The sequence below is a fragment of the Brenneria goodwinii genome, assembly GCF_002291445.1.
Lineage (GTDB): Bacteria > Pseudomonadota > Gammaproteobacteria > Enterobacterales > Enterobacteriaceae > Brenneria > Brenneria goodwinii.
Map to the genome: position 1 here is coordinate 3,975,211 of NZ_CP014137.1, position 17,433 is coordinate 3,992,643.

A 17,433-nucleotide genomic window follows, 5' to 3' on the forward strand; every position below is an offset into this window, starting at 1 on the left:
ATCTGACACAACGGTTTACTGATACGCATCAAGTTAACATTTGATGATTTTGCCAACATCCGCCAGAAAGGGATATACTCACTATCCCAGTGGCAAACTGACGTAAATCCTATGAAATACGATACTTCCGAACTGTGCGATATTTATCACGAAGAGGTGAATGTTGTTGAACCTCTGTTCTCTAATTTTGGCGGGCGTACTTCATTTGGTGGACAAATCACCACGGTGAAATGTTTTGAGGACAACGGCCTGCTTTATGACTTGCTGGAAGAGAACGGCAGCGGGCGCGTACTCCTGATCGACGGCGGAGGTTCAGTACGCCGGGCGTTGATCAACGCGGAATTGGCAAGATTAGCCGTCCAGAGCGAATGGGAAGGTATTGTCATCTATGGCGCAGTTCGTCAGGTAGACGATCTGGCCGAACTGGATATCGGCATCCAGGCGATGGCGGCGATCCCGGTTGGCGCGGCCAGCGAAGGGGTCGGCGAGAGCGATATTCGCGTTAATTTTGGCGGCGTGACCTTCTTCTCAGGCGATCATCTCTATGCGGATAACACCGGCATCATTCTGGCGGAAGATCCGCTGGATATCGAATAATCCGCACCGATAGCCGCAAATTTCCATGGCGAAAAGGGCGACGATGCGCCCTTTTCTGAAAGCGTGACGTTAGACTTCTTCCATTTTCCCTAACAGGGCGCGCAGACGCTCCTGCCACATTGTTTGTTCTTCTTTCAACTGCTCGTTCTCACGCACCAGCGCTTCGCGAGAGCCTGCCGCAGCCTGAACATCTTGCGACAAGGCGTTGTTTTTCTCTTTCAGCTCTTCAATTTCCATTTGCAACAATGTAATAGTATCAATTGCTTGCTGAACTTTCGCTTCCAGCTTCTCAAACACTTCAAATGACATTCTTCAAACCCCTTTTAATCGCAAGGCATAAAAATCGCTTAACACTAGCCCATAGTATCCGCTGTGGTCACGATACAACCGCACACCTGACACGGCGTCCGTTTAATACGCCCATAGACGTAAACCGATGGCGGGACTGACAGGATAACAGACTGACCATAATAGAATTGTATGTAGCCTATGTATCCCTGTCTAGCAAACATCCCATACCGTGCCAAGTGTGACAGCTTTTCTTCACAACCTCTATCAGCACAAACTGAAAAAGCGCGTTAGCCGCTTGCCGTTTTATTCTTTATGTTAATAAATTTAACGCGTGAGTTAACATCATATAGGCGTTACCACTCGTCAATGCGCGATATATTAAGCGAATGCGCTCATTTTTTTGACGAACAACACACATTTTGATTTCGATATTTCTCGTTTTCGAACATTAACGATAAATTCACATCATAAATACATTTAAAATAGAGAGTGCCGCTGTTCAGGCGCCTTTTCCACCAAGCCGTACCCTACAATCAGCAGGATAATAATTATGAGTCAATCAAAAAGTTCAACCCTCAAAGGCCAGTGTATCGCCGAGTTCCTGGGCACAGGTCTACTGATTTTTTTCGGCGTCGGTTGCGTCGCCGCACTAAAATTGGCAGGAGCCAGCTTCGGGCAATGGGAAATCAGCATTATCTGGGGCCTGGGCGTGGCAATGGCCATCTACCTGACCGCAGCGATTTCCGGCGCTCACCTCAACCCGGCGGTCACTATCGCCCTGTGGCTGTTTGCCTGCTTCGAACGCAGGAAAGTCATCCCCTACATTCTGGCCCAGATAGCGGGCGCATTCTGCTCGGCCGCCCTGGTCTACTTCCTGTATTACAATCTATTCGTGAATTTTGAACAGACGCACAACATGGTACGCGGCAGTGTAGAGAGCCTGAATCTCGCCGGTATCTTCTCGACTTATCCACACCCGCAGATTTCCGTCATGCAGGCATTTCTGATTGAAACCGTGATTACCTCTATTCTGATGGGCCTGATTCTGGCCCTGACCGACGATGGCAACGGAATCCCGCGCGGGCCGCTGGCGCCATTGCTGATCGGCATATTAATCGCCGTCATCGGCGCCTCCATGGGGCCGCTCACCGGCTTCGCACTGAACCCGGCGCGCGACTTTGGTCCCAAGCTGTTCGCCTCTCTGGCCGGATGGGGAGAGATCGCTTTTACCGGCGGCCGTGATATCCCCTATTTTCTGGTGCCGATTTTTGGTCCCATAGTCGGCGCCTGCCTGGGAGCATTTGGCTACCGCGCCGTTATTGCCCGCAATCTGCCTTGTGATGTATGCAAAGCCGAAGACGAAACCACTGTACGCACCGAGAGCCATTAGATTTAACGCCACGGTGATTATTCTTAATATGGTTTAATAACAGGATTTGATTTATGAACCCGAAAAAAAAATACATTGTCGCTCTCGATCAGGGAACCACCAGCTCCCGCGCCGTGGTGCTGGACCACGACGCCAACATCATCAGCGTCTCACAGCGTGAGTTCAGCCAAATTTATCCGAAAGCCGGTTGGGTGGAACACGATCCGATGGAGATCTGGGCCTCGCAAAGCTCCACGCTGGTGGAAGTGTTGGCCAAAGCCGATATCAATTCCGATGAAGTTGCGGGCATCGGTATCACCAACCAGCGTGAAACCGCCATCGTATGGGAGAAAGATACCGGCAAACCGATATACAACGCCATCGTCTGGCAGTGCCGCCGCACGGCGGAAATCTGTGAACAGTTGAAGAAAGACGGTCTGGAAGAGTATATCCGTAACACCACCGGTCTGGTCGTCGACCCTTACTTTTCAGGCACTAAAGTCAAGTGGATTCTGGATCACGTTGAAGGCTCGCGCGAACGCGCCCAGCGCGGCGAACTGCTGTTTGGTACGGTTGATACCTGGTTGATCTGGAAAATGACGCAAGGACGCGTCCACGTCACGGATTACACTAACGCCTCCCGCACCATGCTGTTCAATATCCATACGCTTGAGTGGGACGATCGCCTGTTGCAGGCGCTGGACATTCCACGGGCGATGCTGCCGGAAGTGCACGCCTCTTCAGAAGTTTACGGACAAACCAATATTGGTGGTAAAGGCGGTACGCGTATTCCCATTGCCGGTATCGCGGGCGATCAACAGGCGGCGTTGTACGGTCAGCTGTGCGTTCATCCCGGTATGGCCAAAAACACCTACGGCACCGGCTGTTTCCTGTTGATGAATACCGGTACGGAAGCCGTACTGTCAAAACACGGTCTGTTGACCACCATCGCCTGCGGGCCGCGCGGTGAAGTCAATTACGCCCTGGAAGGCTCCGTTTTCGTTGGCGGCGCCTCCATTCAGTGGCTGCGTGATGAATTGAAGCTGATTGGCGAGTCGATGGATTCGGAATACTTCGCCACCAAAGTGAAAGATACCAACGGCGTCTATGTCGTTCCCGCCTTTACCGGACTTGGCGCGCCTTACTGGGATCCGTATGCCCGCGGCGCGATCTTCGGCCTGACGCGCGGCGTGAACGCCAATCACATTATTCGCGCAACGCTGGAGTCGATTGCGTATCAAACCCGCGACGTACTGGATGCCATGCAGGCAGACGCCAATACCCGCCTGAAAGCCCTGCGTGTGGATGGCGGAGCGGTTGCCAACAACTTCCTGATGCAATTCCAGTCAGATATTCTCGGCACCCGCGTGGAACGCCCGGAAGTTCGTGAGGTCACGGCGCTGGGCGCCGCCTTCCTGGCGGGTTTGGCGACCGGATTCTGGAACGATCTGGATGAAGTGAAAAGCAAAGCCACGATTGAACGCGAATTCCGCCCCGGTATCGAAACGGTTGAACGTAACTATCGTTACAGCGGCTGGCAAAAAGCCGTGGCACGCGCTCGCGAATGGGAAGATCACGACGAGTAACCCAATCAGAGACAGAAAGGGCGCATCGCTGCGCCCTTGGATTTGATGACAATGTTACCATCCCCGTCATCCCTGCAGGCAGACGCCATATTCGTCGTCCCCGCAGGCAGTTGGCGGGAACCTCCCACTGAAACCGTAAACAACCTTCGGCTAATTCTCGCCTGCGCGGGAATGACGAAAGTGAGAGTCTGCCGGAAGAAAGCGACTTGACGACAGAGGCTCAACACAGTTTCCGCAGGCAGATGCCATATTCGTCGTCCCCGCAGGCAGTTGGCGGGGACCTCCCACTGAAACCGTAAACAACTTTCGGCTGATTCCCGCCTGCGCGGGAATGACGAGAGTGAGAGTCTGCCGGAAGAAAGCGACTTGACGACAGAGGCTCAACACAGGCCACCAGTGAGGGAACCATGCTGGATTAATCGCTCAGCGCGCCTTGCTCGCCATGATCTCTATAATCTGGATATCGGTCTGCTGCATTGAACCACAGGCCAGCGCGCACAGATTGGCGATAGACTGATCGACATCATGGGCCACAATGCCTTCATTGCCAGTGACCGCGCTGTTATCAAGCGCCATCAATACCGCCTTATATGCGGCGGAGACGCTGGTCGAAACTTTCATCGAGCAGCTATTGGACGCGCCGTCGCATATCATGCCGCTCACATCGCCGATCATACTGCCGATGGCCATCGCCACAGGTTCATAACGGCCGGCAATCAACCAGGCGATACCGGCCGCAGCGCCCATGGAGGCCGTCGTCGCGGCGCACAGCGCCGAAAGCGCGGGGAGCTTGCTATGGATGTAAATGGCCGTCAGATGGGAAAGTATCAGCGCGCGCGCCAGCTTCTCTTCTCCGCAGCCCAAATATTCCGCCGTCACCACTACCGGCATGGTCGCCGCGATCCCCTGATTGCCCGACCCCGAATTACTCATCGCGGGCAATACGGCGCCGCCCATACGCGCATCCGAGGCCGCAGCGGTTCTGATCATGATATCCGAGAGTAAATCATGCGACAGCAATCCTTGCTCACGCTGGCGCGCCAGGGTAGCGCCGATATGCAAGCCATAATGTTTACTCAGCCCTTCATTGGAAAGCGCGGCGTTCAATTCGGCCGAATCCAGAATAAAGCGAATACGCGCAAACTCCACCTGCGTGGCAAAATCGTAAACGTCACGCGTCGTTACTTTTTTAAGGCTGTCGCCATCAACACAGGCATCGCTCTGACAACCGCCGCTCAAGCGCTCATCGAAAAGAACCTCACCATTCTTTTCAATGCGGATGACATGGGTATGGCTGCCCGCAATGGTAACCGTGGCGGACGCTTGCTGGCTGTACACGGTTACCTGTGAATAAAGAATATCCTCGCAGGGCTGCATCATACTGACGCTGACGCCGCCTTGCGCCAGCAAGGATTTTCCGGCCTCGATAGCCTGGGGCTTGGCGTATCGAAGCACTTCCAGCCCGGCCAGCGGATCGCCGCCGAATGCGCCAACCGCAGCCGCAATGGGTAATCCCACCATACCGGTGCCGGGAACCGCGACGCCCATCCCGTTTTTCATCAGGTTAGGCGACACCTTGGCCGCCACTCGTTCCACCGTCCCCGGCAGATAAGAGGCCGCCAGCGCAGATGCCAGCGCCACTGAAATAGGCTCGGTGCATCCTACCGCCGGTTTGACTTCCTGCCGTACGACGCGGATAAACGTATGCCACAACGGATTGTTTTCGTGCTTATTCATCATTCATACCTTAAGCCCAAAGAGATCGCCCGATATTTGCCAGCTTTCGCTATGAATAATCATATTCCAGGTTGGGTAGAAATTTTTTTCAACTTTCGTCGCCATTTGAGGAATTATTAGAAAAAATTTCTCTAATTTTATTTATTTCTATGGTTACAATCTAAATATAAGCAAATTTATATAATAAAATTATCTCACCCTAAAAAAATAACGACGGGAGGAGCGAGTCATTCATTCCGTCATGTCATCAGGCTGATTCCCTGGCAACAGGCTTTCCCTTTCAGTAAGCTACGGTGCATAATTGCCTCATCACCCGGCGCCATTCCTTCAGGTATGCTCTGCATGAAAAACCAACGCGTCACGTTACAGGACATCGCTCAGTTATCTGGCGTTACCAAAATGACGGTCAGCCGTTATCTTCGTACCCCCGATAAAGTGGCGCCTGAAACCGCTGAACGTATCGCCAAGGTTATGGCTGAAGTCGATTATTGCGCGGAAAGCCAGAAAGAGAGCAGGTCATCTACCCTGGCACCCCGTATCGGCATATTGGTTCCGTCGTTCAATAATCAAATATTTTCCGATCTGCTGACGGGCATCGAGTCGATCACCGCGGCAAACGGCTATCAAACGCTGGTGGTAAATTACAACTACGATAAGACGCGTGAAGAAGAGCAGATCATCAATCTGCTATCGTGCCAGATTTCCGGTCTGATTCTTACCGACTCCGAACATACGCTGCGCGCCAACAAATATCTGGAGTCGGCCGAAATTCCGGTCGCTCAGGTTATGGATTTGGAACCGCTTCCCGGCCGGATCGTCGTGGGTTTTAACAATTATCAGGCCGCTTACGATATGACGGGCGCGCTGTTAGCCAGCGGAAAACGCCACATTGTTTACTTCGGCTCCATGTCGGATATCCGCGATCGCAAGCGCTATCAAGGTTATAGCCAGGCGATGGCGGATGCCGGCCTGCCGCCGATGCAGATCACACCGAATAAGGTTTCTTCAGTATCAATCGGCGCGGGCATGCTGGCGTTGGTGCGTCAGATGTATCCGCAAGTGGACGCCATCTTCTGCACCAATGACGATATTGCGGTCGGCGTATTGCAGGAGTGCCTGCGCTTAGCTATCGCCATCCCGTCGCAGATGGCGATCTCCGGTTTTCACGGCCTGGATATCGGTCAGGCCACTACCCCGGCGGTCGCCAGCGTCGTCACCCCGCGCTTTGAGATGGGTAAAGTCGCCACCGAGATTTTGATAAAGAAAATCAATAAGCTCCCCACCATCGAATATGTCGATCTTCACTACCGGCTTTCGCTTGGCGGCACACTCTAAACCCGGGCTCTAGCCCGTCGATGGCTAGCGCGGCGTCAATCGCATTCATGAATTTTTCTACCTGACATCCGCGAGCGCCGCCGCCGGATGTGGTAAAATCTTCGCCCAAAATTTCCCTTCCCCGTTTAATAACAGACAGGTATCCATGAAACGTGAATTAGCCATCGAATTCTCGCGCGTCACCGAAGCAGCGGCGCTGGCCGGTTACAAATGGTTAGGCCGCGGCGATAAGAACGCCGCGGATAATGCGGCGGTACAGGCCATGCGCATTATGCTCAATCAGGTCAATATCAATGGTCAGATTGTCATCGGTGAAGGCGAAATTGATGAAGCGCCGATGCTTTTTATCGGCGAGCAGGTCGGCACCGGTCAGGGTGACATGGTAGACATCGCCGTCGATCCGATCGAAGGTACGCGCATGACGGCAATGGGCCAGGCCAATGCGCTGGCGGTGCTGGCCGTTGGCGAAAAAGGCGCTTTTCTGCACGCGCCCGACATGTACATGGAAAAACTGATCGTTGGCCCGCAAGCCAAAGGCGTCATCGATCTGGCGCTTCCGCTGGCGGAAAACCTGCGCAATATTGCGGCGAAAATGAACAAACCGCTCGACCAGTTAACGGTGATTACGCTGGCCAAACCGCGCCACGACGCCATTATTGCCGAAATGCAGCAGTTAGGCGTGAAGGTGTTCGCCATTCCGGATGGCGACGTTGCCGCCTCTATTCTTACCTGCATGCCGGACAGTGAAGTCGATGTACTATATGGCATCGGCGGGGCGCCGGAGGGCGTCATCTCCGCGGCGGTCATCCGGGCGCTAGACGGCGATATGCAAGGCCGGCTGTTGGCCCGCCATCAGGTTAAAGGCGACAGCGAAGAGAACCGCCGCATTGGGAAGGATGAATTGGATCGCTGCCGGCAAATGGGCATTGAAGCCGGGAAAGTGCTGCAACTCAGCGATATGGCGCGTAACGACAACGTGATTTTCTCAGCGACGGGCATCACCAAAGGCGACCTGCTGGAAGGGATCGCCCGCAAAGGGAATATCGCCACGACGGAAACACTGCTGATCCGCGGTAAGTCACGCACCATCCGCCGTATCCAGTCTACCCATTACCTCGATCGTAAAGATCGGGCGTTGCATGACTTCCTGCTTTAATGCGTTGACTGGGTTCCAGTGGGAACGTCATCGCCGTGTTTTCTCTATAGAACGCGAAAGCGACGGATTGTTTCACAATTGTTAATATATAGCGTATCTTAGGTGCGGCCATTTAACGGCCGCACCGATACCGACTAAAATATCGCCGGGTGTTGTACTTCCAGGATATAACCGCCAGATCAATATAGATAGGAGCACAGAACGATGGCTGAATGGGTAACAGGCAAAGTTATTCAGGTGGAAAACTGGACAGAGAGTCTGTTTAGCATTCGAATTCATGCCCCCATCGCGCCCTTCACTGCCGGACAGTACGCCAAACTGGCGCTGGATGTGGATGGCGAACGGGTTCAACGGGCCTACTCCTATGTCAACGCGCCCAGCGACCATAATCTTGAGTTCTATTTGGTAAACGTTCCTGAAGGGAAACTAAGCCCCCGTTTACACGCGCTACGCCCTGACGATGAAGTCATGGTGACCAAAGACGCCGCCGGATTTTTCGTGTTGGAGGAGATTCCAGACTGCGAAACCCTATGGATGCTGGCAACCGGCACCGCGATCGGGCCTTATCTTGCCATCCTGCAGGAAGGCAAGGATCTGGCGCGCTTTAAAAACATCGTACTGGTTCATGCCGCCCGTTTTGCGCGTGACCTAAGCTATCTGCCGCTGATGCAGCAACTGCAACAACGCTACTATGGCCAACTGCATATTCAAACGGTGGTCAGCCGTGAGGAATCCGCCGGTTCCCTGACCGGTCGTATCCCGGTGCTGATCGCTAACGGCGCGCTTGAATCAGCCGTAGGTTTGCCAATGGAAACCGCCACCAGCCATGTCATGCTGTGCGGTAACCCGCAAATGGTGCGCGATACCCAGCAAATACTGAAAGAAGAACGGCAAATGACCAAACATCTGCGCCGCAGGCCCGGTCATATCACCAGCGAGCACTACTGGTAGCGGTATCAGCGGCGGAGTTTAACCGGTTGCGCTTTCGGCCCGAAGCGATTATCCCCCGGCGTGCCGGCAAAAACGCCGCAGTCGAGGAATACCATCATACAGATTAGCGACGGAATAAAGCGACCGATTCCCCACTGCCAAACGCTCGGCAGCATGTACCAGTTGCCGGCGGCAAGAACCCACGCCACGATCAATAACAACGCCCACCAGCCTCTCTTATTACGGTCATGCAGGCGTTTCACCAATACTGCCGCGGTCGGCCATAGCAGGGCCACCAGCCCAAAGGCCGTAGATTGCGTATCCAGCCAGTTCTGACCGGCCAGGGTGAATAACACCACCATCAGCACCAGCCAGATGCCCATCCAGCCCCAGAAATCACGGCGGCCAATCCGGCCTTTAAATGAAAAACACCACTGTTGTAACGTCATCAAGTACAGAATCCTGCATTGTCGTTTAATTTTGGCCGAGTTTACCCTAACCGGGCGCTACGCCAGCAATCTTTATGCGAATTTTGACAAGCACCAACAAATGCCGCTTTAATCAGACGTACCGTCGCTATCGCCACGCTTGGCTCAATGAAAAATTCATCTGATAATGTACCCATGATAAAAAAATATCTCGCGCCCCTGTTTGCTGTGTCTACGCTGGCGCTATACCTTCCCGGCGCATGGGCTGATCCGGTTTACCCGGCGAAAACATCGGCTGCCGCGCCTTATCTGCTGGCGGGCGCGCCTACGTTCGACCAAACGATCGTGCAGTTTCGCACGCACTACAACCTGAGCAACCCGACGCTGCCGCTCGGCGAGTTTCGGGTCGTCGATACCGGTCATAACTCCAATCTGCTGACCCGCGCCGCCAGCAGGATCAACGATCGGCTGTATGCTTCAACGGCATTGGAGAAAGGAACAGGTAAAATCAAAACGCTGCAAATCACCTACCTGCCACAGCCGGAGGATACGGAGTCCGAGGCCAGACGCGCGCAGGCCATCAGCTATATGGCGGCGCTGTCGCGGGTTTTCACGCCTTCGCTGACGGAGGAGCAGAGCATCCATAAAATCACCGAATTGCTGGCAAAAGGTAAAGGACAGCATTTTTACCAGCAAACCGAAGGCGCTGTACGCTATGTTGTGGCAGACAACAGCGAAAAGGGGCTAACTTTCGCTATTGAACCGATTAAGCTAACGCTATCTGAACCGTGATCAAGACAGTCACTATTAATGACGAAAAACAGAGCCACGATCACATTTCATCTTTATACTGTTGGCAGGTCAGACTGCCTGCGGCAGTAAAATTTTGATTCATTCGCTATTCCGTCTGGAGGAAAAAAAATGCGACATCCATTAGTTATGGGTAACTGGAAACTGAACGGCAGCACCAGCATGGTCAACAGCCTGATTACCGGCCTGCGCAAGGAATTGAGCGATGCCGACGGCTGCGGCATCGCCATCGCGCCACCGGAAATCTATCTGGATATGGCTCACCATCTACTGGCCGGCAGCCGTATCGCACTGGGCGCGCAAAACGTAGACGTGAATCTTTCCGGCGCCTTTACCGGCGAAACTTCCGCCGACATGCTGAAAGATATCGGTGCAAAATACATTATCATCGGTCACTCAGAACGCCGTACCTATCACAAAGAAAGTGATGAATTCATCGCCAAGAAATTCGGTGTGCTGAAAGAAGCCGGTCTGATCCCTGTTCTGTGCATCGGTGAAACCGAAGCGGAAAACGAAGCCGGACAAACCGAAGCCGTATGCGCCCGTCAGTTGGACGCGGTTCTGAATACGCTGGGCGCCAAAGCGTTTGAAAACGCGGTCATCGCCTACGAACCTATCTGGGCCATCGGTACCGGCAAATCCGCTACGCCGGCTCAGGCACAGGCCGTTCACAAATTCATCCGCGATCATATCGCCAAACAGGATAAGGCCGTTGCTGAACAAGTTACCATTCAGTACGGCGGTTCGGTGAATGCGGCTAACGCAGCAGAGCTGTTCACTCAGCCGGACATCGACGGCGCGCTGGTTGGCGGCGCTTCACTGAAAGCCGACGCTTTCGCCGTGATCGTCAAAGCCGCTGCGGAAGCAAAACGCGGCTAAGTCCGCATGGACGATAAAACACCGTCATTTCTCTATCGGCAATTGGCGGTGCTTTTTGTTCGTTAGTGACGCTTTTACAGACAAGATCGCCGTCATTTTCTAGTGAGAATGACGGCGATTTTTTATCGCGGGCCTGCGACCCGCCCTGTCTCAACGTCTGCGCGATGTTATTTCGCCGCGGGGATTTGCTGGGTGATGCAGTGGATATTACCGCCGCCCAGCAGGATCTCGCGGGCAGGCACGCCGCTCACCGTATAGTCCGGGAACATCTGCCTTAATAAATCACGCGCAATATCATCCGTACGCGCATCCAACAGCGGGAAAATAACCTGCTGATTACTGATTAAAAAATTCACGTACGAACCCGCCAGACGCGACCCGGCATAGCGTTCAATCGCATCCCCCGCATCTACGCCCCGCGCCTCTTCCTGCGTGGCATACAACGGGCCCGGCGCCGGCAGTTTCCAGATTTTCAACGAACGCCCGTGCGCATCTCTGGCGGCGGATAACACCTGATAAGCCGCCGCCGAGCGGGCATATTGCGGATCGTTTTCATCATCCGTCCAGTGCAGCGCGACTTCACCGGGGCGGACAAAACAGCACATATTATCGATGTGGCCGTCGGTTTCGTCGTTATAGACGCCTTCAGGCAGCCAGATAATCGTCGAGACGCCCAGATAATCACGCAGCAACTGTTCAATCCGCGCTTTATCCAGTTGCGGATTCCGGTTGGGATTCAATAGACACTCAGCCGTCGTCAGCAAGGTTCCTTCGCCATCGGTATGAATCGACCCGCCTTCCAGAATCAATGGCGCCGCATAGCGGCTATTCCGATGATAAGCCAGCACCTGCGCCGCGACCTTTTCATCCTGACGCCAGTCTTCATATAACCCGCCCAGCTCTCCGCCCCAGGCGTTGAACCGCCAGTCAATGCCGCGGCGTTCTCCGGCCTGATTCAACACCATGGTTGGACCGGTATCACGCATCCAGGCATCGTCGCTTTCCATTTCAACCAGCGTCACGTTGGTTGGCATAGTACGTTTGGCATCATCCATACAGCGGGCGGGCACCCCCATTATCACCGGCGTTTTCCGCGCGATAGCCTCAGCCACCGCGGCAAAGGTTTTCTGCGCCGGCAGGGCGTCGTCGCGCCAGTTATCCCGGCGATAAGGCCAAAGCATCCATACGGCTTCCTGCGGCGCCCATTCAGCAGGCATCGTAAAGCCGTCCTGATGCGGCGTGGTCAGTTGTGACATCAATTATCTCCGGGTCTGCCCGTCAGAGGTGGCGATCGCGCCATACATGTCCGGACGGCGGTCGCGGAACAATCCCCACGCCGCACGCTGAGCGGCAATAGCCTGTAAATCAAATTCATGAACCAATACGGCTTCATCCGTCTTATTCGCCTGGGCAACCAGCGCCCCTGTTTGATCGGCGATGAAAGAGGAGCCGTAGAAGGTCATTTCCAAACCGTCGATATATTTACTGGCTTCAGTGCCAATACGGTTGGATGCAATCACCGGTACCAGATTTGCGGCGGCATGGCCCTGTTGGACGCGAGTCCAGTGCGGTTGGCTATCGATGTCGGGATAAGCCGGTTCGGAACCAATCGCCGTCGGATAGAAAATCAGCTCGGCTCCCTGCAATGCCAGGCAACGCGCGGTTTCCGGGAACCATTGATCCCAGCAGATACCCACGCCGATTTTCGCATAACGAGTCTGCCAGACTTTAAAGCCGGTATCGCCGGGGATAAAAAATTGCTTTTCCTGATACGCCGGGCCATTAGGAATATGGGTTTTACGATAAACGTCGAGCACGGAACCATCGGCATCGATCATCACCAGCGAGTTGTAATACGCGTTATTGGCGCGTTCAAAAAAGCTCAAGGGCAGAACGACCGCCAGTTCGGCCGCCAGCGCAGAAAAATGCTTAATCAGCGGGCTGCTTTCCAGCTCCTGCGCCAACGCATAATGTTCCGGACTCTGATCAATACAGAAATAAGGCGCGGCAAACAGTTCCTGGATCAGGATAACCTGCGCCCCTTTTGCATGTGCTTGTCGCACCAGCTTCTCGGCATTCTCAATGTTTCCGGGCAGATCCCAGGAACACGCCATTTGTGTTGCGGCAACGGTAACTTTTTTCATGCGAAAACCTCAATAATCTCTTATTTATACTCGCCATTTTCATCAGACGAATATCAGCAGCAAGCACTATCACGCATCTGCGCCCAACAGGCGCGACCATAACGAGTTTAGGTCAACACGCCGTCCAATGCCCGCCTAAGCCCCCGGTCAGGTATTCATCGGCGATGACATGCGCATTATGCCAGTTAATCGTCTAGCGGTAATAAAATAAAGATATCCCGCTCTGACGGCGGGATTGGCGGGTTTAACCGACATACCGGCAGACACGGCCGGCCTGGAAAAATCTCAATGAACCTTTAGCTCCATCAGCATCAATTGATCCGGATCCCCACTCCCCAACTTTGGGGATGGATCGCTCAACATTTTGCCTATCCGGTTCATAAAGGAAACAAAGTCTCCTTTATCCTGAAAATTGAATATACCGTTGTTAGGATCGTAAAACGCATATTGATCGCGGCCGTTAGCGTAGATCGCCATGGCATGGCCGTCGGACTGAACCGACAACAGTTGCTCCCGGCCTTCGCGCAGCACATCGCCTATCAGCCCGTCACCAAATCCCTCTCTGCGATCGAGCAATACAAACGGCGTTTCCCCCGCCACCGGCACGACGGACATCTTCGCCAGATTCGCAATCCGCTGCATGAAATCATAACGACGAACAACCGGCGCGGCGTCATCAAACCGCCGGTCTTTCATTTGGCCGTCAAAACGCGCACTATTCTGAAACTTCTCTTGTACAACATAGACTTTCTCGAATCCGCTTCTCGCCCTGCTTGCCGATATCATCTCGTCGTCATCCGCATCGTAACCCAATAAATTGCCGATCACCGTTTTGTCGTCCAACCCACTGTAACGCCCCAATAACCAGAGGGTCGACAGCCCTAGACAGGCGCCGTCCTCCACGCTTTGTATCTTGTTCCGCATGTCGGGCAGGTGTGTTTTCATGGTCTGAAGATAATCCTGTTGCTCCATCAGAATGGCTTGCCCGGAATACTCGTTACAAGCTATCTCCAGATTCGATTCAAAAATCCTGGGTTTCTTGCCCAGGGTATCGATATCCGCGCCCTTTCTCTCTGAAAAGAGGGAGTGCAGCGGCAATGAAATGGAAAACGGTACGGATGGCAGTTTATTGAGCAGTCCGCGTAACGAAAAATTGGCGTGTCCCTCTTTCTGGTTCAACGGCGTAAACGCCGCCTGTTCTTTCATCATTTCAAACCGGGCAGTCTCCGGCTTCGCGTCTCCGGCCCGCGGCAGTGCAGCTGTCATCGCCGGTAAAGAAGTCTGATGGATACGCATAGTCACTATCTCATTGTGCTGAAAGATTAAAACTGAGAATGATGTGGGGGCGTCCTATATGGATTGGTCTTGGATAATGGGGCGGTTTTGACGTTGGCCGGTATTTTACGGCCGTTCACAACTGAAGCGAACTCTTCACGAATGCGCAGACCGAGGCTCACTACATTTTCCATCAACGCGTTCAGCGTCCGATCGTCGAAAGCGCGGATATCCTGATGCGCCGTCAGCATCAGCGTACGTTGATACGCGTCCAGCCCGATCGCCGCGCCGCACATTAATTCATGCTCCAGATTCAGCATCATGCCCAGCGCGAGCAAATCGCCGTCCCGCTCGAAATCCAATGTATAAATCGGCATAAAAACGAACAGGTTTTCCCGCGATTGAGGTAGTTTTAAAAAAAGCGTCTGTTCGTTGAACATCACCTGAACGCCCGTCTCAACATCGGGCGTTGCGCTTACCTTCACCTGCTTCTCAACCCAACGTATCAATAGCGATTTGGCATAGTTCGACTCAGACATGCACTCCCCCCGACAATATAAAACGCATCCGAATGCGTCTGTTGCTATAGCCTGCTCACGACAAACGCCTATAGGGTAAGTGTCAAAAAAAGCGTTGGCGTTCCCTGCCCGCAATCGCTAAAAAAACAAAACCCCCGCAAGCGGGGGTTGGTCAACGATGGGTGATTCCGCTTTGAGCGCGGAATATACTACCCAGGTGAGGATCAGAACAGTTTCTTAGCCGTATCCAGCCAGTCTTTCTTAAAGGGACGCTTCATGTTCTCAATCGCATCGATGATGTCATGATGCACCAGTTTTTCATTCTGGATACCGACGCAACGGCCACCATAGCCTTGCAGCAGCAGCTCTATTGAGTAAGCGCCCATGCGGGAAGCGAGGATGCGGTCGTATGCCACCGGAGAACCGCCGCGCTGAATATGTCCCAGCACGGTAGCGCGCGTTTCACGGCCGGTCTCTTTCTCGATATATTTCGACAGCTCATTAATATCGCAGATGTGTTCGGTAATCGCGACGATGGCGTGTTTTTTACCTTTATCAATACCGACCTTGATCTCCTCAACCAGATCTTCCGGGCTGAATTCCACTTCGGGCAGAACGATGAATTCACAACCGCCGGCAATCGCCGCGGCCAGCGTTAAGTCGCCGCAATGACGCCCCATCACTTCAACAATGGAAATACGTTGGTGCGATGAAGAGGTATCGCGCAGGCGGTCAATGGCTTCCAGCACCGTTTCCAGCGCGGTGAAGTAACCGATAGTGTAGTCGGTGCCCGCAACATCGTTGTCAATCGTGCCGGGTAAACCGATACAAGGGAACCCCATCTCCGTCAAGCGCTTAGCCCCCATATAGGAACCATCGCCGCCGATAACCACCAGAGCATCAAGCCCCTGCGCTTTCATGTTCTGGATGGCGACTTCGCGCACTTCCGCTTCGCGAAATTCAGGAAAACGAGCCGAACCCAGGAAAGTACCGCCACGGTTGATCATGTCGGATACGCTGTAGCGATCCAACTGCGCCATCCGATTCTCATACAACCCCAGATAGCCATCATAAATGCCGAAAACTTCCAACCCTTCCGTCAGCGCAGTACGTACCACACCACGAATTGCCGCATTCATGCCGGGTGCATCGCCACCACTCGTCAATACTCCGATTCTTTTAATCATGACAACCTCTGGACTTGTAGATGTAAATTCGCAGGATTCTTCTATCAAAAATTGACTGCCGTTTGTTTTACCGTTCGTCTTTCAGGCGCCGGCGGTATGGCCGCGGACTGAAATCTACTGGTTAGTATCGACAGGATCCCTCTAATTTTTAATAAAGGCATATTATAACAAATACCCACTGCTGAATTGATTCAGGTCAGACTAAATTGCGCAATAATTTTTATCGTCGGCCGGGTCGAGATAAAACGGCTAAAACCACGCCATGCAAACGCCAACCTATTCATTCAACATTCCCCGCAGCGCTTCCGGCACCGCCGAGACCGGATCCTGATGGATAAGAATATCGGAATCTGGAAATTTTTTGAGTAATGCTTGTTCAATATCATCGGCAATCTGATGCGACTGTACCAGGGGCAGCGCGTCATCCATCTCCAGATGAAGTTGAATAAACCGGGTCGGTCCTGATCGGCGGGTGCGTAAATCGTGCGCGCCTTTGATACCCGGCCACCCCGAAATAATGTTGACGATAGCCTTGCGTTCTTCATCCGGCAACGCGCGATCCAGCAGAGACTGCACGGCTTCGTATCCCATACGCAATGCACTGTACAGAATATAAACACCGATGCCCAGCGCAAACAAGGCATCCGCACGAGTCACCCCGTACCAGCTTAAGACTAATGCAACCAGAATCGCCCCATTCATCAGAAGATCTGACTGATAATGCAGCATATCCGCCCGTACGGCCTGGCTATATGTATGTTTCACCACCCAGCGTTGAAACGTCACCAGCAACAGGGTGGCCAGTAAAGCAATAACCGTCACCCAGATCCCCACCTCCGGCGCATTCAGCGTCTGAGGTGTCATCATATGCTGTAACCCGGTTAAAATAAGAAACAACGCCGAGCCTGAAATAAACATACTCTGGGCCAGAGCGGCCAGCGATTCAGCCTTCCCATGCCCAAAAGCATGTTTGGTGTCCGCGGGCTGTAGCGAATAGCGCACCACCAGAAGATTCACCAGCGATGCGGCGATGTCGACCAGAGAGTCCACCAAGGATGCCAGCAGGCTCACCGAACCGGTGTACCACCAGGCAAACAGTTTCATAATAAACAGCAGAAGCGCTACGATCGTCGCGCTAACCGCCGCCATGGTGACAAGACGCGTATATTGTGCGTTCATAACGCTCCTAAT

17 protein-coding genes are annotated in these 17,433 nt (G+C 53.4%); 8 read left to right on the forward strand and 9 right to left on the reverse strand.

Features of this window, described 5'->3' with window-relative positions; genetic code table 11:
• Nucleotides 1-111 precede the first annotated feature (111 nt).
• Nucleotides 112-597: a ribonuclease E activity regulator RraA gene (gene rraA, locus ACN28R_RS17675; RefSeq protein ID WP_048636611.1), complete on the forward strand. Its 486-nt coding sequence runs from the start codon at nt 112-114 to the stop codon at nt 595-597.
• Nucleotides 598-666: 69 nt separating this feature from the next.
• On the opposite strand, the gene zapB is transcribed toward rraA, so the two are convergent.
• Nucleotides 667-906 (reverse strand): septal ring assembly protein ZapB, encoded by a 240-nt coding sequence (zapB, locus tag ACN28R_RS17680; RefSeq protein ID WP_048636612.1) that lies wholly within the window; start codon nt 904-906, stop codon nt 667-669.
• Nucleotides 907-1,438: 532 nt separating this feature from the next.
• Here zapB and ACN28R_RS17685 point away from each other — a divergent pair.
• Complete coding sequence (locus ACN28R_RS17685; protein WP_048636613.1) at nt 1,439-2,278, forward strand: MIP/aquaporin family protein; 840 nt, start codon at nt 1,439-1,441, stop codon at nt 2,276-2,278.
• A 53-nt stretch (nt 2,279-2,331) separates the two neighbouring features.
• On the forward strand, nt 2,332-3,843 hold the full coding sequence (gene glpK, locus ACN28R_RS17690; protein WP_048636614.1) for a glycerol kinase GlpK: 1,512 nt from the start codon (nt 2,332-2,334) through the stop codon (nt 3,841-3,843).
• Between the two features lie 423 nt (nt 3,844-4,266).
• Here glpK and ACN28R_RS17695 read toward each other — a convergent pair whose 3' ends face one another.
• On the reverse strand, nt 4,267-5,580 hold the full coding sequence (locus ACN28R_RS17695; RefSeq protein ID WP_095835082.1) for an L-cysteine desulfidase family protein: 1,314 nt from the start codon (nt 5,578-5,580) through the stop codon (nt 4,267-4,269).
• A gap of 342 nt (nt 5,581-5,922) precedes the next feature.
• Between ACN28R_RS17695 and ACN28R_RS17700 the strand changes: the two genes are divergently transcribed.
• The 3 genes from ACN28R_RS17700 to fpr all read left to right on the forward strand — a co-directional run bounded on the left by ACN28R_RS17700 (nt 5,923) and on the right by fpr (nt 9,022).
• Entirely contained in the window at nt 5,923-6,915 is a 993-nt protein-coding gene (locus ACN28R_RS17700) for a LacI family DNA-binding transcriptional regulator (protein WP_048636616.1), read from the forward strand.
• Nucleotides 6,916-7,060: 145 nt separating this feature from the next.
• The gene (gene glpX, locus ACN28R_RS17705) at nt 7,061-8,071 is read left to right on the forward strand and encodes a class II fructose-bisphosphatase (protein WP_048636617.1); all 1,011 of its coding nucleotides are present in this window, start codon (nt 7,061-7,063) and stop codon (nt 8,069-8,071) included.
• A gap of 204 nt (nt 8,072-8,275) precedes the next feature.
• Nucleotides 8,276-9,022 carry a ferredoxin--NADP(+) reductase gene (fpr, locus tag ACN28R_RS17710; protein ID WP_048636618.1) on the forward strand — a complete coding sequence of 249 codons (747 nt, stop codon included), beginning with the start codon at nt 8,276-8,278 and terminating at the stop codon, nt 9,020-9,022.
• 5 nt (nt 9,023-9,027) lie between these two features.
• Here the strand turns inward: fpr and ACN28R_RS17715 are convergent, their stop codons facing one another.
• A complete protein-coding gene (locus ACN28R_RS17715; protein WP_095835083.1) occupies nt 9,028-9,450 on the reverse strand; it encodes a DUF805 domain-containing protein in 423 nt (140 codons plus the stop codon).
• A gap of 174 nt (nt 9,451-9,624) precedes the next feature.
• On the opposite strand from ACN28R_RS17715, the gene ACN28R_RS17720 reads away from it, so the two are divergent.
• Complete coding sequence (locus ACN28R_RS17720; RefSeq protein ID WP_048636620.1) at nt 9,625-10,221, forward strand: DUF1454 family protein; 597 nt, start codon at nt 9,625-9,627, stop codon at nt 10,219-10,221.
• A 129-nt stretch (nt 10,222-10,350) separates the two neighbouring features.
• A complete protein-coding gene (tpiA, locus tag ACN28R_RS17725) occupies nt 10,351-11,118 on the forward strand; it encodes a triose-phosphate isomerase (protein ID WP_048636621.1) in 768 nt (255 codons plus the stop codon).
• Between the two features lie 167 nt (nt 11,119-11,285).
• Here tpiA and aguA read toward each other — a convergent pair whose 3' ends face one another.
• From aguA to fieF, 6 genes are all read right to left on the reverse strand, one after another.
• Nucleotides 11,286-12,374, reverse strand: a complete 1,089-nt coding sequence (gene aguA, locus ACN28R_RS17730; RefSeq protein ID WP_095835084.1) for an agmatine deiminase — start codon at nt 12,372-12,374, stop codon at nt 11,286-11,288.
• 3 nt (nt 12,375-12,377) lie between these two features.
• Nucleotides 12,378-13,262, reverse strand: a complete 885-nt coding sequence (aguB, locus tag ACN28R_RS17735) for an N-carbamoylputrescine amidase (RefSeq protein ID WP_095835085.1) — start codon at nt 13,260-13,262, stop codon at nt 12,378-12,380.
• A 285-nt stretch (nt 13,263-13,547) separates the two neighbouring features.
• Nucleotides 13,548-14,558 carry a YopT-type cysteine protease domain-containing protein gene (locus ACN28R_RS17740; RefSeq protein WP_095835086.1) on the reverse strand — a complete coding sequence of 337 codons (1,011 nt, stop codon included), beginning with the start codon at nt 14,556-14,558 and terminating at the stop codon, nt 13,548-13,550.
• Nucleotides 14,559-14,584: 26 nt separating this feature from the next.
• Nucleotides 14,585-15,076, reverse strand: a complete 492-nt coding sequence (locus tag ACN28R_RS17745; RefSeq protein WP_048636625.1) for a CesT family type III secretion system chaperone — start codon at nt 15,074-15,076, stop codon at nt 14,585-14,587.
• 203 nt (nt 15,077-15,279) lie between these two features.
• On the reverse strand, nt 15,280-16,242 hold the full coding sequence (pfkA, locus tag ACN28R_RS17750; protein ID WP_048636626.1) for a 6-phosphofructokinase: 963 nt from the start codon (nt 16,240-16,242) through the stop codon (nt 15,280-15,282).
• Between the two features lie 276 nt (nt 16,243-16,518).
• On the reverse strand, nt 16,519-17,421 hold the full coding sequence (fieF, locus tag ACN28R_RS17755; protein ID WP_048636627.1) for a CDF family cation-efflux transporter FieF: 903 nt from the start codon (nt 17,419-17,421) through the stop codon (nt 16,519-16,521).
• Nucleotides 17,422-17,433: the final 12 nt, after the last annotated feature.

Excerpts from the sequence above, each read along its gene's own strand:
- ACN28R_RS17695 (WP_095835082.1), bottom strand. The coding sequence starts at position 5,580 with ATGAATAAGCACGAAAACAATCCGTTGTGGCATACGTTTATCCGCGTC.
- glpK (WP_048636614.1), top strand. The coding sequence starts at position 2,332 with ATGAACCCGAAAAAAAAATACATTGTCGCTCTCGATCAGGGAACCACC.
- glpX (WP_048636617.1), top strand. The coding sequence starts at position 7,061 with ATGAAACGTGAATTAGCCATCGAATTCTCGCGCGTCACCGAAGCAGCG.
- pfkA (WP_048636626.1), bottom strand. The coding sequence starts at position 16,242 with ATGATTAAAAGAATCGGAGTATTGACGAGTGGTGGCGATGCACCCGGC.
- ACN28R_RS17715 (WP_095835083.1), bottom strand. The coding sequence starts at position 9,450 with ATGACGTTACAACAGTGGTGTTTTTCATTTAAAGGCCGGATTGGCCGC.
- ACN28R_RS17700 (WP_048636616.1), top strand. The coding sequence starts at position 5,923 with ATGAAAAACCAACGCGTCACGTTACAGGACATCGCTCAGTTATCTGGC.
- ACN28R_RS17740 (WP_095835086.1), bottom strand. The coding sequence starts at position 14,558 with ATGCGTATCCATCAGACTTCTTTACCGGCGATGACAGCTGCACTGCCG.
- rraA (WP_048636611.1), top strand. The coding sequence starts at position 112 with ATGAAATACGATACTTCCGAACTGTGCGATATTTATCACGAAGAGGTG.
- zapB (WP_048636612.1), bottom strand. The coding sequence starts at position 906 with ATGTCATTTGAAGTGTTTGAGAAGCTGGAAGCGAAAGTTCAGCAAGCA.
- ACN28R_RS17685 (WP_048636613.1), top strand. The coding sequence starts at position 1,439 with ATGAGTCAATCAAAAAGTTCAACCCTCAAAGGCCAGTGTATCGCCGAG.
- fieF (WP_048636627.1), bottom strand. The coding sequence starts at position 17,421 with ATGAACGCACAATATACGCGTCTTGTCACCATGGCGGCGGTTAGCGCG.
- tpiA (WP_048636621.1), top strand. The coding sequence starts at position 10,351 with ATGCGACATCCATTAGTTATGGGTAACTGGAAACTGAACGGCAGCACC.
- fpr (WP_048636618.1), top strand. The coding sequence starts at position 8,276 with ATGGCTGAATGGGTAACAGGCAAAGTTATTCAGGTGGAAAACTGGACA.
- ACN28R_RS17720 (WP_048636620.1), top strand. The coding sequence starts at position 9,625 with ATGATAAAAAAATATCTCGCGCCCCTGTTTGCTGTGTCTACGCTGGCG.
- ACN28R_RS17745 (WP_048636625.1), bottom strand. The coding sequence starts at position 15,076 with ATGTCTGAGTCGAACTATGCCAAATCGCTATTGATACGTTGGGTTGAG.
- aguA (WP_095835084.1), bottom strand. The coding sequence starts at position 12,374 with ATGTCACAACTGACCACGCCGCATCAGGACGGCTTTACGATGCCTGCT.
- aguB (WP_095835085.1), bottom strand. The coding sequence starts at position 13,262 with ATGAAAAAAGTTACCGTTGCCGCAACACAAATGGCGTGTTCCTGGGAT.